Here is a 15,000-nt window from a genome sequence, read left to right on the forward strand (position 1 = left end):
CTACAATCCGAACTGAGAACGATTTTATGAGATTAGCTTACCCTCGCGAGTTTGCGACTCTTTGTATCGTCCATTGTAGCACGTGTGTAGCCCAGGTCATAAGGGGCATGATGATTTGACGTCATCCCCACCTTCCTCCGGTTTGTCACCGGCAGTCTCCTTAGAGTGCCCAACTAAATGATGGCAACTAAGAATAAGGGTTGCGCTCGTTGCGGGACTTAACCCAACATCTCACGACACGAGCTGACGACAACCATGCACCACCTGTCACCAATGTCCCCGAAGGGAAAATCCTATCTCTAGGACGGTCATTGGGATGTCAAGACCTGGTAAGGTTCTTCGCGTTGCTTCGAATTAAACCACATGCTCCACCGCTTGTGCGGGCCCCCGTCAATTCCTTTGAGTTTCAACCTTGCGGTCGTACTCCCCAGGCGGAGTGCTTAATGCGTTAGCTGCAGCACTAAGGGGCGGAAACCCCCTAACACTTAGCACTCATCGTTTACGGCGTGGACTACCAGGGTATCTAATCCTGTTTGCTCCCCACGCTTTCGCGCCTCAGTGTCAGTTACAGACCAGACAGTCGCCTTCGCCACTGGTGTTCCTCCAAATCTCTACGCATTTCACCGCTACACTTGGAATTCCACTATCCTCTTCTGCACTCAAGTTCCCCAGTTTCCAATGACCCTCCACGGTTGAGCCGTGGGCTTTCACATCAGACTTAAGAAACCACCTGCGCGCGCTTTACGCCCAATAAATCCGGACAACGCTTGCCACCTACGTATTACCGCGGCTGCTGGCACGTAGTTAGCCGTGGCTTTCTAATAAGGTACCGTCAAGGTACGTTCATTTCCTAACGTACTTGTTCTTCCCTTACAACAGAGTTTTACGATCCGAAAACCTTCATCACTCACGCGGCGTTGCTCCATCAGACTTTCGTCCATTGTGGAAGATTCCCTACTGCTGCCTCCCGTAGGAGTTTGGGCCGTGTCTCAGTCCCAATGTGGCCGATCACCCTCTCAGGTCGGCTATGCATCGTTGCCTTGGTAGGCCGTTACCCCACCAACTAGCTAATGCACCGCGGGCCCATCCTACAGTGACGCCGAAGCGCCTTTCAACTTCAAAACATGTGATTCGAAGGATTATCCGGTATTAGCCCAGGTTTCCCTGAGTTATCCCGATCTGTAGGGCAGGTTGCCCACGTGTTACTCACCCGTCCGCCGCTAAATCAGAGAAGCAAGCTTCTCGTCATTCGCTCGACTTGCATGTATTAGGCACGCCGCCAGCGTTCGTCCTGAGCCAGGATCAAACTCTCCATAAAAGTAGTTTGAAAGCTCATTTGCTTTGCTAGCGTTATCTTTTGATAACAATTGCTTATTCACTTAATGTGATAAGACTTGTTTGTGATTATCTTCTTGCTTGTTTAGTTTTCAAGGTTCATGTTGTTTCGTCGTCATCTTAACGACTTAATCATTATATCATGATAACTTCTTAGAAGTCAACAACTTTTTTAAAATATTTTTTCGTCATATTTATACGACTTAAATATTGTAGCATATTAAAATGAATGAGTCAATTATTTCTTTAATTTCTTCAATGTCATCTTAACGACTTATAAATAATAACATCTATTTTTACATAAAGCAATACTTTTTCAAAAGAAAAAGTAGTTTAATCTTAAAAACTACTAAACTACTTTATTTCTTCCTATATAACTATCGAATTTGAACTCGGCGTATTCTTGCTTCTTTAAATAAATAGAAGTATTTACTTTCTGCTATTTTCTTTTGAACCATAGTATCCAAGTTAAAGTCATCTACAAGATCTTCAATCTGTTGTAAATTCTCTAGTTCTTGTTTTGTCTGCTTAATTAGCTGAACAAGATTTTCATCATATTCTTTACGTAATTTTTGTTTATTAAAGAACAATGGTCGCCGCCTCAATTCTTAGAGTTCTCTTCTACCTTCTATTGCTTTTGATAAAGTAACTTCATCTGCATATTCTAAATCTCCGCCTACTGGTAATCCATGTGCGATTCTCGTTGTTTTAATACCAGAAGGTTTTACTAGGCGAGATATATACATTGCTGTAGCTTCACCTTCAATTGTAGGGTTCGTCGCTAAAATCAATTCTTCAATTTCAGCATTTTGTAATCTTTTAATTAAAGTTGGTACATTAATATCTTCTGGACCTATACCATCCATAGGGGAGATAGCACCATGTAACACATGATATAAACCGTTATAATCACGCATTTTTTCCATTGCAATAACATCTTTGGGATCTTGCACAACGCATACGATTGTACGATCTCGCTGTTGATCTTGGCAGATATGACATGGATCTACATCTGTAATATGGCCACATACTGAACAATATGTTAAATCACGTTTCGCATCTACTAAAGATTTGGCAAACGTTAATACGGTATCCTCTTCCATCGTTAAGACAAAAAAAGCCAGACGAGAGGCTGTTTTCGGGCCAATGCCTGGCAATTTCATGAAACTATCGATTAGTTTGGATATCGGTTCTGGATAATGCATCCGAACGACCTCCTAGAATCCTGGAATATTTAATCCTTGTGTGAATTGTCCCATTGTAGAACTTGTTTTTTCATCTACTTGTTTAATTGCTTCATTTGTCGCAATGATAATCATATCTTGTAATAATTCAACATCTTCTGGATCTACGATTTCTGGATCAATTACAACATCTGTTACTTCTTTTTTACCTGTCATAACGACTTTTACTAGACCGTTACTTGCAGTACCTTCAAATACCTCTGCTTCTAATGCTGCTTGTGCCTCTACCATTTTCTTTTGCATTTTTTGCATTTGTTTCATCATGTTATTCATGTTACCCATTCCGCGCATTTTAAAATGCCTCCTTATAAATTAAAATTTAGTTATTCTTCAATTTCAATAAAATCTTTACCAAACAGTTTTTGAGCTTCTGATACAACTGTATCATCCACTTCTTCATGCTGTTCAATATCTAAGAATGATTGTACAGGCTCTTCCGATTCATTGCCAGCGACATTTACATTTTCAGATACAGATTGTGTACCCTCTTTATGTTTACGAATAAATTCTGTTCGAATTCGATTCCAATCATCCTCTGGTACAAATACAATCTCATAAAACGTATTCGTTAAGCCTGCTAAAACATGTTTGAACTGCTCAGCCAACTCTTTATTTTCAGCAGCCATTCGGCAAAGTATTTCATGTTTGAATTTTAACACAAAAACACCTTCTGATGCCGCTACTGGCTCTGAATCTGCTAATAATGCTTGTTGTGACTTCGTTAATTGGTTGACTGCATCCATCCAAATACTTTTAATCTGTTGAATAGCAGGTTTCGTTGCGATTTTTAGTACCTCGTTTACACGACCTGTTGGTACTTTAAAACCAGCTTGCGGTTTTTGTCGTGGTCGTTGTGAAGTTGTTTGTGATTCTGTAACAGCAACAGGACCACCCATTGACTGCATTTGTTGTACTAAACTTTCTAGTTGAGCAACTTTCGCTTCTAATCCTTGTGAATGAACTGTACTTGGACTGTTCAGAATGATTGTTCATCACTTGCGCTGGTTGACTTGTTTGAACCATCTTTAATAACGCTGTTTCTAAATATACTTTTGAATGTAATGAAAAACGCATTTCTTGTTGTGTTTTCGATAAAATATCAATGTATTGATAGAGGGTATCTAAAGAGAAATCATTCGCTAATTGAACAAACTTTTCTTCATTTGAAGCAAGTTCTAATAAATCACCTAAATCAGGAGCAGTTTGAATAAGAAGTAAATCTCTAAAGAAGGTAATGAGATCTTCTGATAAGCGAACTGCGTCTTTCCCCTCATTCATTAATTCTTCTAATAATCCTAAAACACTCGCTACATTTTTTTGTTGAATGTGTTCAACTAAACGATAAAAAATATCCTGACTAATTGAACCCGTAACAAACAGTGCATCTTCAAGCTTCACTTCATTTTCACTAAATGATACAACTTGATCTAACATACTTAATGCATCACGCATACCACCCGCAGAAGCTTGTGAAATCACTTTTAAAGCCTTCTCGTCATATGGGCGCTCAATATCTTCTAACACTACTTTCATTCGCTCTACAATATCTATAGAAGAAAGTCTTTTGAAATCGAATCTTTGACAGCGAGAAATGATTGTAGCTGGTATTTTATGTGGTTCAGTTGTAGCTAAAATGAATTTTGCATGTGCAGGAGGTTCTTCTAATGTTTTTAACAATGCATTGAAGGCACTTGTAGATAACATGTGCACCTCATCAATAATATATACTTTAAATCTTGCACTTGCTGGCGCAAAACGTACTTTTTCAATAATCTCACGAATTTCTTCCACACGTGAATTCGATGCTGCATCAAATTCAATTACATCAGGGTGCGCATTTTCTGTGATACTTTTACAAGTAGCACATTCATTACAAGGTTCTGCAATCGGTGCTCGTTCACAATTCAATGCTTTAGCGAAAATTTTCGCTGTACTTGTTTTACCTGTACCTCGTGGCCCAGAGAACAAATAGGCATGTGTTGTGTGATCAGATTGAAGCGCATTTTGTAATGTCTTTTTTACATGGGTTTGTCCAGACATGTCTCGAAATGACTGGGGACGATATACTCGATAAAATGCCTGATATGTCAACGATACCGCTCTCCTTTTTTATAATTCTCGTTACTTATGATTATAACATATACGCGTTTTGACAATGAAAAAACTCACTCGAAAATATTTTCGAGTGAGTTTGAAGTGTTATGGTTAATACCATGCACCCTTAATCGACAGTCACACATAAGCGTTACTCTTGTCGCCAGCTCAGATTAGGCTACCCCGCGGCACATAAGTTGATCCACTTAATGCTGCTTCCTCTCGGACCTGACATGGTTCATGGGAACTCATTGCGCAGGACCCAATCGTCAACGCTACGTGCAAGAGGCAGACCAAACATGCGAACAGCCTCCTAAGGGAATTCAGTCTCGCTAAAGCGGATTGCGAGTTACAGGACACCGCTACCTTCCCACCTAGCACGGTAATTCATATTTTACTCATTCTAGAATTAAATTGCAACTAATAGCTATCGAAAATTTTATTCTACAATAAGATTTTTTTCGTAAAAAAGTTTTTTAAGGAAAATGGTTGACCGTAATGTTATTTCGTGTTAAATTAATCTACGTTGATAAAACAACTTTATATCTCGGAGGTATACCCAAGTCTGGCTGAAGGGATCGGTCTTGAAAACCGACAGGCGGGTCAAACCGCGCGGGGGTTCGAATCCCTCTACCTCCTCCATTTAATTTTCGTTACATACAGATGTAACGGATTTTTTTTTGCTTTTTTTAAGTATTTTTTCTTTTCTTTTGTCTTTCAATCCTTTATGATAAATAAAATAATTCTTATCTGAAAGGTTGGTTATATGCAAAAGCCTTTATTTATCCCTAGACCTCTTGTGCGCGTGAATCAATGGACAATCTTATTATTCACAGTCGCTACTTGGATTTTTCAACAGCCATTATTACTACTTATACCACTAGTTGCAAATGTACTTGGACTATTTTTCAATTTTAACCCGATTATGAAGTTCGCTCGTCTTTTCTTAAAGAAAGAACCATCTTCATACATTCCAGAAGATGTGACACAACAAAAATTCAACTCAAGTATTGCCATCTTTTGTTTATTAATAGGTTTCATCGGCTTTATATATAATCTTCCTGTTCTTGGTTATACATTCACAATCATGGTTGCACTTGCATCTTCTATTGCGATTCTTGGATTCTGTATCGGTTGTTTCTTATTCTTCCAACTAAATCAGTTAAAATATCGATTAAAAAAAGCTTCATAGAAAAAGAGAGGAATCACGTCGATGTGATTCCTCTTTTTTATTTACGTAAATGTGATGTCTGCTCTAAAAAATGGGCAATACGTGCCACAATGTGTTCCACAGTATCTGGGTCTTTCATTAAATCATAATCATTAATATTCAATCGAAGTACAGGACAAGCATTAAAACTATCAATCCATCTTTCATAGCGTTCATGCATCTCTAACCAATAAGCACGATCTGTTTGTTGCTCCATCGGACGACCACGCTCTGCGATACGACCGATAATATCCTCTACAGGTCCTTCAATGTAAATCAATAAATCTGGATGTGGAAAGTAAGGTGTCATCACCATCGCATCAAAAAGATTCGTGTATGTTTCATAATCTGTTGGTGTCATCGTTCCCTTATCATAATGCATCTTCGCAAAAATACCTGTATCTTCATAAATGGAACGGTCTTGAATAAAACCACCTCCATATTCAAAAATACGTTTTTGCTCTTTGAAACGCTCTGCTAAGAAATAGATTTGTAAATGGAAGCTCCACTTCTCAAAGTCATCATAAAACTTATCTAAGTATGGGTTTGTATCTACTTTTTCAAAAGATGTACGGAAATTTAATGCTTCAGCTAAAGCATTCGTCATTGTCGACTTCCCTACACCAACTGTTCCTGCAATTGTAATAACAGCATTCGATGGAATATTATATTTTTCTCTTAAATTCATTGCTTTAAGCTCCTCTTACTTAATAATTCTTCTACTTGTTGAAGAATTTTTTGTAAATCATATTCATTGTTCACAAAATCATAGGCGTCACCATTAATACGTAGCACAGGAATCTGTGGATTCTCTTGTTCAAAACGATCAATAAATACATGATAATCTGCTACTAACTGCTCCATATAGTCACGTTTAATCATATGTTCAAATTCTCGCCCACGCATTGCAATACGCTTCATTAATGTATCAACTGTCGCATCTAAGTAGATGACGATATTCGGTGTCACCATATCTTCGATTAAAATCTCATAAATTTGTTCGTACTTTTTATATTCAGAAGGTTGTAGCGTTCTTTGTGCAAAAATTAAATTTTTAAATACATGGTAGTCTGCTACAACTTCTTTTTTCGCATTAATTGAATTTTTCTTAATGTCTTTTAATTGCTTATAACGATTACATAAGAAAAACATCTCTGTTTGAAAGCTCCATTCATCAATATCTTCATAGAATTTATTTAAAAATGGGTTTTCATCCACAATCTCTTTTAATAAATCATAGCCAAAATGTTTAGCAATTCGATTTGAGAGTGATGTCTTTCCAACACCAATCGGACCTTCTACAGCGATAAACGGTACAGGCATCGGAAGTTCTCCCTTCATTTTTTCATCAGTGCCTTATATTTTATCATACAGATTCATGAAGAAACACCCTTTCGCTTTATTGACACAATCGTGCTAGAATAACGCTACAAGGAGCGTGACATATGGAATTAACAGATCAACAATATATGGAACTAGCTTTAAAAGAAGCTGAAAAAGCACGTGATTTAGGTGAGGTTCCTATTGGTGCAATCATCGTACATGAGGGTGAAGTGATTTCTTCTGCTTATAATCTACGCGAAACCACACAAAATGCTGTCACACATGCGGAACTAATGGCGATTCAGCAAGCATGTGCAAAACTAGATAGTTGGCGACTAGAAAATACAACACTTTATGTAACATTAGAGCCTTGTCCTATGTGCGCTGGAGCAATTCTACAATCGAGAATTCCACGTGTGGTATATGGGGCTCGTGATCTAAAGGCAGGCTGTGTTCATTCATTACATTCATTATTAACAGATTCACGTATGAACCATGTATGTGAAGTTACAGAAGGTGTTTTAGCTGACGAATGCGGTAGTATTTTAACGACTTTCTTTAAAGAATTACGTGCACGCAAAAAAGCTGAGAAAAAAGCAAAAAAAGACAACATCACAGATTAATGCGATGTTGTCTTTTATATTAGTTAGAAATAACTTCTAATCCACCCATGTAAGGACGTAAAACTTCTGGTACTACGACAGAACCATCAGCTTGTTGGTAGTTTTCTAAAATCGCCGCTACTGTACGACCAATTGCAAGACCTGAACCATTTAATGTGTGTACATATTCTGGTTTTGCACCTTTTTCACGACGGAAACGGATATTGGCACGACGCGCTTGGAAATCTTCGAAGTTTGAACAAGAAGAAATTTCACGATAAATATTTTGTGTTGGAATCCATACTTCTAAATCATATTTTTTAGCAGCAGTGAAACCTAAGTCACCTGTGCACATTAATAATTTGCGGTATGGTAATTGTAAAGCTTGTAGAATTGCTTCAGCATGACCTGTTAGTAATTCAAGTTGTTCATAAGATTCTTCTGGTTTTACAAAACGTACTAATTCAACTTTGTTAAATTGGTGTTGACGAATTAAGCCACGTGTATCGCGACCAGCTGAACCTGCTTCTGAACGGAAGTTTGCGCTATATGCATTAAAACCTTTTGGTAAGTCTTCAGCAGTTAAAATTTCATCACGGAAGAAGTTTGTTACAGGTACTTCAGCAGTTGGAATTAAGAAGTAATCTTCTTTTTCAATTAAGAAAGCATCTTCTTCAAATTTCGGCAATTGACCTGTACCTGTTAAGCTTGTACGGTTTACCATGTAAGGTGGTAACATTTCTTCATAACCATGTTTGTCTGCATGATAATCCATCATGAAGTTAATTAATGCACGTTCTAAACGAGCACCTGCTCCACGATAAAATACAAAACGACTACCTGTTACTTTACCAGCACGTTCGAAATCAATAATATTTAAGTTTGTACCTAAGTCCCAGTGTGGTTGAGGTTCAAAATCGAATGTTGGTACTTCACCCCAAGTATATACTTCTTGGTTCGCGTCCTCATCTTCGCCTACAGGCACAGACTCATGTGGGATGTTTGGTAAACGCATCATCATATGATGGAATTTTTCTTCGACCTCATTTAATTGTGCGTCTAATTCTTTAATTTGATCACCAAGTTCACGCATTTGAAGAATTGCATCATCTGCATTTTCTTTATTGCGTTTCTTTTGAGCAATCGCTTCAGAAGCTTTATTACGTTCTGCTTTTAGAACTTCTGTTTTTGCGATTAATTCACGACGTTGTTGATCCCACTCTTCAAAATGATCGAATGTCCCTAAATCCTCATTACGATGCGCTAACTTTTCTTTAATTTCAGCATAATTTGCACGTACACGTTTAATATCTAACATGTATATTCCTCCATTCCTTATTCGATGTAGATGAAGCCCATAGCACTTGCAATCTTTATAAATTCTAGGAAAAGGCACAAAAAAGCCCTCATCCCCATAGTGAAGGGACGAGAGCATACCCGCGTTGCCACCCTAATTGATTAAGCACAAAATTGCTTAATCCGCTTCAATTTATAACGGCTATGTAAAGCCGGCTACAGCCTACTATGATTTCAGCCGAGCAACTCCAGGACGGATTCACAAGGTTCTTTATCAACTCTCACCAACCGTTGACTCTCTTAAAAAGAATAAACTCGCTACTACTTCCTATCATCGTAATAAATATTAATTTAACCATACTTTACAATACATTTGAAGGTTGTGCAAGTTTACTCTGCTGAATCTGTTCTTTTAATAGTTCCATAATGCGTAAATCGTCTGTTAATTCAGGATGAAATGCGCATCCAATTTTATTTCCTTGTTGTACAAGTACAATCTTATCACCATACGTTGCAAGCACTTCTACACCTTCACCAACACGATCAATATGCGGTGCACGAATGAAAACAGCTTCATATGGTGTGTCTAAACCTTGAACTGTTAATTCTGTAGAGAACGAATCAATTTGTCGCCCAAATGAATTACGACGCACCCAAATATTCATACCACCAATATGTGCTTCAGAACCTTCAACGCAGTCTGCCAAAAGAATTAACCCTGCACATGTTCCAAGAATTGGCTTTTTGAAATCTTTTAAAGCCGGCATCATCTCATGATAGTCAATGAGTTTACGCATAGCTGTACTTTCACCGCCCGGTAAAATTAAGCCGTCTATCTCATTTAATTGTTCTGCATTTTTAATTGCGATTCCCTCAGCACCAATACCTTCAATCGCATGAATATGCTCTTCGACAGCACCTTGTAAAGCTAGAACACCAATCTTCATATTACCAACCTCGATTCTGCATACGTGCTTCAGGAGCTAAAGAGGCAATTTCAAGACCTTTCATTGGCGTACCAATTTCTTTTGATACACGTGCAATTAATTCATAATCTTGGTAATGTGTTGTTGCTTGAACGATAGCATTTGCGAATTTTTCTGGTGATTCAGATTTGAAGATACCAGAACCTACGAATACACCATCCGCACCTAACTCCATCATTAATGCTGCGTCTGCTGGTGTTGCGATACCACCTGCTGCAAAGTTTACTACTGGTAAACGTTTTAAGCGGTGAATTTCTAATAACACTTCATACGGTGCGCCAAGTTCTTTAGCTGCCGTCATAATTTCATCTGGACTCATATTTGCGATTTGTTTTACTTGCGCATTCACTTTACGCATATGACGAACTGCTTCTACGATGTTCCCTGTTCCCGGCTCACCTTTTGTACGAAGCATTGAAGCACCTTCACCAATACGACGAGCAGCTTCACCTAAATCACGACAACCACACACGAATGGTACGCTGAATTCATTTTTTAATAAATGATATTCTTCATCTGCTGGTGTTAATACTTCACTCTCGTCAATGTAATCCACACCCATTGACTCTAAAATACGCGCTTCTACGATATGACCAATACGACCTTTTGCCATAACTGGAATCGATACTGCATTCATTACTTCTTCAACAACACGTGGATCTGCCATACGTGCAACGCCACCTGCTTTACGAATATCAGATGGAACCATTTCTAGCGCCATAACTGCTACTGCACCAGAAGCTTCTGCGATTTTTGCTTGCTCAGCGTTAATAACATCCATAATAACGCCGCCTTTTTGCATTTGAGCCATACCTCTTTTAACTAAATCTGTACCTAATTGAACCATGAATAATTCCTCCCTTTATTTTCTATATATCCCATAATAATTTATATTGACCTTTTTAAAAGATTCAGTTTTAATATATTTAATAAGGTCAGTTAGGGTGAGGACAATGGATATGCTCATGTTTCAATTAGATAAGACATCATCAGAACCGCTATATGAACAGCTTTACAGAGGAATTAAAGAGAGTATTGTAAACGGTGAAATTGCAACAAATGAGAAGCTACCTTCGAAAAGAAAATTAGCTGAATTTTTAAATATTAGCCAAACTACAATTGAATTAGCTTATGGTCAATTATTAGCTGAAGGCTATGTTTTATCAAAATCACGCGTTGGTTATTTTGTAGAAGACATTGAAACACTTGCTTATATTGATAAAGAGCAAACTCAAAAATTATTAAATGCACCAGAAATTGAAGTGAAAATTGATTTTAATCCTGGTCAAATTGATTTACAGTCGTTTCCGTTTAAAATTTGGCGTAAATATATGAAAGATGCGATTGATGAGGAACATGCTCACCTATTATTAATGGGGGATGCACAAGGAGAGTACGATTTACGAAAAGAAATTGCGGCATATTTATACCAATCACGTGGCGTACGATGTCAGCCAGAACAAATTGTAATTGGCTCTGGTACAGAACAATTATTACCAATGATTGTTTCTTTACTTGGAAATCAACATCACTATGCAGTTGAAAACCCTGGTTACACGATGACACACCACATTTTCACACAATACAATCAGCCAACAACACCAATTGCTGTTGATGAAGATGGTATGGATGTCCAAGAACTTGAACAATCTGAAGCTACAATTGCTTATGTTACACCTTCTCATCAGTTCCCGACAGGTGCTATTCTATCGGCTAACAGACGTGTTCAATTATTAAATTGGGCAATGAAATCACCTCATCACTATATTATTGAAGATGACTATGATAGTGAATTTCGTTATACTGGTAAACCGATTGCAGCATTACAAGGTCTAGATCATGATGATAAAGTAATTTATATGAGTACATTCTCCAAATCATTAATGCCATCTTTACGGATTGCTTATTTCGTTTTACCGAAAACATTACTAGCTGACTATAAAGCACGAGAAAGCTACTATACGTGCACAGTACCTCGAATTGACCAATATACTTTGGCACAATTTATGCATGAAGGTCATTTCTCAAAACATCTGAATCGAATGCGTAAAATTTATAGAAAAAAACTCGAAAAAATTACGCACACATTAAAAGCTTATGCGCCACAAATTAAAATATCAGGCGAACAAGCAGGCATGCATATTATGGTGCATGTTTCACATGAAAAAGATGCAACTGCTCTTAGCAAAATTGCATTAGAACAAGGTATACGAATTGCTTCTATTCAACAATATTTATTGAAAGAACATCCGACTTACAAAAATCGTTTGTTACTTGGATTTGGTGGGATTCCTGAAGAAGAAATTGAAGAATCTATTCACTTATTAATGCATATTTGGGGTTTCCAAGCATAAACAAAAAAGAATCGTGCCATGGCACGATTCTTTTTTGTTTATTTTATTAGAACACTTTATTCCATAAATTTGAGAAGAAATCACCAATTGCACTAAATACTTTTGTAAACCAGCCTTTTTCTTCTACAGCTTCTGTTGTAACAACCTCTAAAGCTTTAATTTTCGGATCAATAAAGCCATAATCTTTTCCAGCTTTATTTTTCACTTCAATGTGTCCAACCACTTCACCTTTTTTAACAGGTGCATTTAATGATTTTTTATCTAAAACAACATTTGCAGTATATTCTTTTGCATCATTTGTTTTAACCATCATTGATAATTCTTCTTTTGCTGCTACTTTTACTTGTTTTTCTTTACCATTTTCAACTGCTACTGTTTCGTTCCCTTTAAAAGTTTGACCTTTTGAAACGATTTTTTCTGTTGAGAATTGGTTGAATCCATAATCAAATAATGCCTTTGTTGCATCAAAACGTGCTTTTTTATTTTCGTTATTACCATCTGCATCAGTTGCATCCATTACAACTGAAATAAGACGTGTATTACCGCGTTTAGCTGTACCAGTGAAGCATTGTCCAGCATAATCTGTTGTACCTGTTTTCAGACCATCTACGCCTTCATATTCAAATACTAAACCTTTTAACATAAAGTTCCAGTTGTCCATCTTAATCGCATCATCTGTACCTTTACGGAATACTTTTGAAGGAATACTTGATGTTTCTAACACTTCTGGATGGTCTTTTAATAAACGATATGCAAGCAATGCAACTGAACGTGCTGACATTTTATTTTCACCTTTATTTGGTGTACCAGCTGGTTGCATACCTTGTAATTGTGCATTATTTAAACCAGATGAATTAAAGAATTCATAGTTTGTTAATCCTAATTCTTTTGCTTTTTTGTTCATTAATTTTAAGAATTCTGTTTCAGAACCTGCAATTGTTTCTGCAATCGCAATTGTTGCTGCATTTGCTGAATAAATTGCCATTGCATCATATAATTCACGAATTGTATATTCACCATCAGCACGTAATGGAACGTTACTTAGTGCACGATCCTGTGAAATTTTATAGGCGTAATCTGAAACTTTGTACTTTTGATCCCATTTAATTTTACCAGCTTTCACTTGGTCTAATAAAATGTACTCTGTCATCATTTTTGACATACTTGCAATACCTAACGATTTTCCTGCATTTTTTTCGTATAGTATTTTACCCGTATCTGCATCAATTAAGATAGCAGCTTTTGCATGGATACCAAGATTTTCTGCTGCTTTTGCTTGGTGTGGGATTGCTAGCAGAATCATGCTTACAAACATTACGACAGATAATGTTAGTTGCATAATCGTATTTTTCTGTAAATTCTTCACCCTTCTACCTCCAAAATATGTATGATGTTTCTCGCTAATTTTAACATATAATATCTCTTTTAAAAGCTTTGTTATCAAAAAGACATATAAAAAACACTAAACAGTGCGAGTGACTGTTTAGTGTTAATTTAGACGTTTTATTGTAATGAATAGTTCGGTGCTTCTTTTGTAATTTGTACATCATGTGGATGACTTTCACGTAAGCCAGCTCCAGTCATACGTACAAATTGTGCGTTTTCACGAAGATCTTGTAAATCTTTTGTTCCACAGTAACCCATACCTGCACGAACACCACCAACTAACTGATGAATTGTATCAGCTAGTGCACCTTTATAAGGAAGACGACCTTCAATACCTTCTGGAACTAATTTTTTCGCATCATCTTGGAAGTAACGATCTTTCGAGCCATTTTCCATTGCTGATACAGAACCCATACCACGATATACTTTAAAGCGACGACCTTGGAAGATTTCAGTATCTCCAGGAGATTCAGAAGTTCCAGCTAATAATGAACCTAACATTACAACATGTCCACCAGCAGCTAAAGCTTTTACGATATCACCAGAATACTTGATACCACCATCTGCGATAATTGTTTTACCCATTTTACGAGCAACAGTAGCACAATCATAAATTGCTGTAATTTGTGGTACACCAACACCTGCTACAACACGTGTTGTACAAATAGAACCAGGTCCAATACCTACTTTTACTACATCTGCGCCAGCTTCGAATAATGCCTCTGCACCTTCACCTGTTGCAACGTTACCAGCTACGATAGCTAGTTCTGGATATTTCGCACGAATGTCTTTTACAGTGTTTAACACGCCTTGCGAATGACCATGTGCTGTATCAATTACAACTACGTCTACCTGTGCATTTACAAGCTTTTCAATACGAACCATTGTATCTTTTGTAATACCAACAGCTGCACCGACTAAAAGACGACCATGCTCATCTTTTGCAGCATTTGGATATTCCATTACTTTTTCAATATCTTTAATTGTAATAAGACCTTTTAAAGCACCTTCGTCATCAACAATCGGTAATTTTTCAATTTTAAATTGTTGTAGCATTTTTTCAGCTTCATCTAAAGTTGTACCAACAGGTGCTGTAATTAAATCTTCTTTTGTCATAACATCATCAATTAATAATGAGTAATCTTGAACAAAGCGAAGATCTCGGTTTGT

The 15,000-nt window shown here is 37.2% G+C and carries 13 protein-coding genes, 1 tRNA gene, 1 rRNA gene, 1 other RNA gene, 1 pseudogene and 1 other annotated feature (2 of these 18 only partly in view); of the genes and pseudogenes, 4 read left to right on the forward strand and 13 right to left on the reverse strand.

Annotation, left to right across the window (positions count from 1 at the left end; all coding sequences use genetic code 11):
• The 6 genes and pseudogenes from ASO14_RS14160 to ffs all read right to left on the reverse strand — a co-directional run.
• Nucleotides 1-1,318 (reverse strand): 16S ribosomal RNA (locus ASO14_RS14160) (it extends 230 nt beyond the left edge of the window).
• 394 nt (nt 1,319-1,712) lie between these two features.
• Nucleotides 1,713-1,925, reverse strand: coding sequence for a YaaL family protein (locus ASO14_RS14165; protein ID WP_068456812.1), 213 nt, complete (start codon nt 1,923-1,925; stop codon nt 1,713-1,715).
• An 18-nt stretch (nt 1,926-1,943) separates the two neighbouring features.
• Entirely contained in the window at nt 1,944-2,540 is a 597-nt protein-coding gene (recR, locus tag ASO14_RS14170) for a recombination mediator RecR (RefSeq protein WP_068456815.1), read from the reverse strand.
• 12 nt (nt 2,541-2,552) lie between these two features.
• Nucleotides 2,553-2,870, reverse strand: coding sequence for a YbaB/EbfC family nucleoid-associated protein (locus ASO14_RS14175; protein ID WP_068456819.1), 318 nt, complete (start codon nt 2,868-2,870; stop codon nt 2,553-2,555).
• Between the two features lie 32 nt (nt 2,871-2,902).
• Nucleotides 2,903-4,670, reverse strand: a pseudogene (gene dnaX, locus ASO14_RS14180) (DNA polymerase III subunit gamma/tau).
• A 120-nt stretch (nt 4,671-4,790) separates the two neighbouring features.
• An RNA gene (gene ffs, locus ASO14_RS14185) (signal recognition particle sRNA large type) lies at nt 4,791-5,056 on the reverse strand.
• A gap of 166 nt (nt 5,057-5,222) precedes the next feature.
• Between ffs and ASO14_RS14190 the strand changes: the two genes are divergently transcribed.
• A tRNA-Ser gene (locus ASO14_RS14190) sits at nt 5,223-5,315 on the forward strand.
• 124 nt (nt 5,316-5,439) lie between these two features.
• Nucleotides 5,440-5,865 (forward strand): DUF4395 domain-containing protein, encoded by a 426-nt coding sequence (locus tag ASO14_RS14195; protein ID WP_068456822.1) that lies wholly within the window; start codon nt 5,440-5,442, stop codon nt 5,863-5,865.
• 37 nt (nt 5,866-5,902) lie between these two features.
• Here ASO14_RS14195 and ASO14_RS14200 read toward each other — a convergent pair whose 3' ends face one another.
• Together ASO14_RS14200 and ASO14_RS14205 are read right to left on the reverse strand one after the other, a co-directional pair.
• On the reverse strand, nt 5,903-6,571 hold the full coding sequence (locus tag ASO14_RS14200) for a deoxynucleoside kinase (RefSeq protein WP_068456826.1): 669 nt from the start codon (nt 6,569-6,571) through the stop codon (nt 5,903-5,905).
• Nucleotides 6,568-7,206, reverse strand: coding sequence for a deoxynucleoside kinase (locus ASO14_RS14205; protein ID WP_068456829.1), 639 nt, complete (start codon nt 7,204-7,206; stop codon nt 6,568-6,570). The genes ASO14_RS14200 and ASO14_RS14205 overlap by 4 nt, the downstream gene beginning before the upstream one ends.
• 122 nt (nt 7,207-7,328) lie before the next feature.
• On the opposite strand from ASO14_RS14205, the gene tadA reads away from it, so the two are divergent.
• Nucleotides 7,329-7,829 (forward strand): tRNA adenosine(34) deaminase TadA, encoded by a 501-nt coding sequence (gene tadA / locus ASO14_RS14210; RefSeq protein WP_068456830.1) that lies wholly within the window; start codon nt 7,329-7,331, stop codon nt 7,827-7,829.
• A gap of 19 nt (nt 7,830-7,848) precedes the next feature.
• Here tadA and serS read toward each other — a convergent pair whose 3' ends face one another.
• From serS to pdxS, 3 genes are all read right to left on the reverse strand, one after another.
• Complete coding sequence (gene serS / locus ASO14_RS14215; protein WP_068456833.1) at nt 7,849-9,126, reverse strand: serine--tRNA ligase; 1,278 nt, start codon at nt 9,124-9,126, stop codon at nt 7,849-7,851.
• Nucleotides 9,127-9,226: 100 nt separating this feature from the next.
• Nucleotides 9,227-9,448, reverse strand: a binding site (T-box leader).
• Between the two features lie 18 nt (nt 9,449-9,466).
• Nucleotides 9,467-10,051, reverse strand: a complete 585-nt coding sequence (gene pdxT / locus ASO14_RS14220; RefSeq protein ID WP_068456835.1) for a pyridoxal 5'-phosphate synthase glutaminase subunit PdxT — start codon at nt 10,049-10,051, stop codon at nt 9,467-9,469.
• A gap of 1 nt (nt 10,052) precedes the next feature.
• The gene (gene pdxS, locus ASO14_RS14225) at nt 10,053-10,937 is read right to left on the reverse strand and encodes a pyridoxal 5'-phosphate synthase lyase subunit PdxS (protein ID WP_068456838.1); all 885 of its coding nucleotides are present in this window, start codon (nt 10,935-10,937) and stop codon (nt 10,053-10,055) included.
• A gap of 106 nt (nt 10,938-11,043) precedes the next feature.
• On the opposite strand from pdxS, the gene pdxR reads away from it, so the two are divergent.
• A complete protein-coding gene (pdxR, locus tag ASO14_RS14230) occupies nt 11,044-12,444 on the forward strand; it encodes a MocR-like pyridoxine biosynthesis transcription factor PdxR (RefSeq protein WP_197409928.1) in 1,401 nt (466 codons plus the stop codon).
• Between the two features lie 46 nt (nt 12,445-12,490).
• Here the strand turns inward: pdxR and ASO14_RS14235 are convergent, their stop codons facing one another.
• Nucleotides 12,491-13,810 carry a serine hydrolase gene (locus tag ASO14_RS14235; protein WP_068456843.1) on the reverse strand — a complete coding sequence of 440 codons (1,320 nt, stop codon included), beginning with the start codon at nt 13,808-13,810 and terminating at the stop codon, nt 12,491-12,493.
• 137 nt (nt 13,811-13,947) lie between these two features.
• A protein-coding gene (guaB, locus tag ASO14_RS14240) for an IMP dehydrogenase (protein WP_068456845.1) crosses the window boundary here: on the reverse strand, nt 13,948-15,000 show its 3' portion. 414 nt of this gene lie beyond the right edge of the window; the window shows 1,053 of its 1,467 coding nt (coding positions 415-1,467); its start codon lies beyond the right edge, outside the window; it ends in the stop codon at nt 13,948-13,950.

Source organism: Kurthia sp. 11kri321 (assembly GCF_001534765.1).
Classification (GTDB): Bacteria; Bacillota; Bacilli; order Bacillales_A; family Planococcaceae; genus Kurthia; species Kurthia gibsonii.

Bases quoted from the DNA above. Each gene is read 5' to 3' on its own strand.
- recR (WP_068456815.1), bottom strand. From the start codon at position 2,540: ATGCATTATCCAGAACCGATATCCAAACTAATCGATAGTTTCATGAAA.
- pdxS (WP_068456838.1), bottom strand. From the start codon at position 10,937: ATGGTTCAATTAGGTACAGATTTAGTTAAAAGAGGTATGGCTCAAATG.
- pdxT (WP_068456835.1), bottom strand. From the start codon at position 10,051: ATGAAGATTGGTGTTCTAGCTTTACAAGGTGCTGTCGAAGAGCATATT.
- ASO14_RS14205 (WP_068456829.1), bottom strand. From the start codon at position 7,206: ATGCCTGTACCGTTTATCGCTGTAGAAGGTCCGATTGGTGTTGGAAAG.
- ASO14_RS14200 (WP_068456826.1), bottom strand. From the start codon at position 6,571: ATGAATTTAAGAGAAAAATATAATATTCCATCGAATGCTGTTATTACA.
- ASO14_RS14195 (WP_068456822.1), top strand. From the start codon at position 5,440: ATGCAAAAGCCTTTATTTATCCCTAGACCTCTTGTGCGCGTGAATCAA.
- pdxR (WP_197409928.1), top strand. From the start codon at position 11,044: ATGGATATGCTCATGTTTCAATTAGATAAGACATCATCAGAACCGCTA.
- serS (WP_068456833.1), bottom strand. From the start codon at position 9,126: ATGTTAGATATTAAACGTGTACGTGCAAATTATGCTGAAATTAAAGAA.
- tadA (WP_068456830.1), top strand. From the start codon at position 7,329: ATGGAATTAACAGATCAACAATATATGGAACTAGCTTTAAAAGAAGCT.
- ASO14_RS14175 (WP_068456819.1), bottom strand. From the start codon at position 2,870: ATGCGCGGAATGGGTAACATGAATAACATGATGAAACAAATGCAAAAA.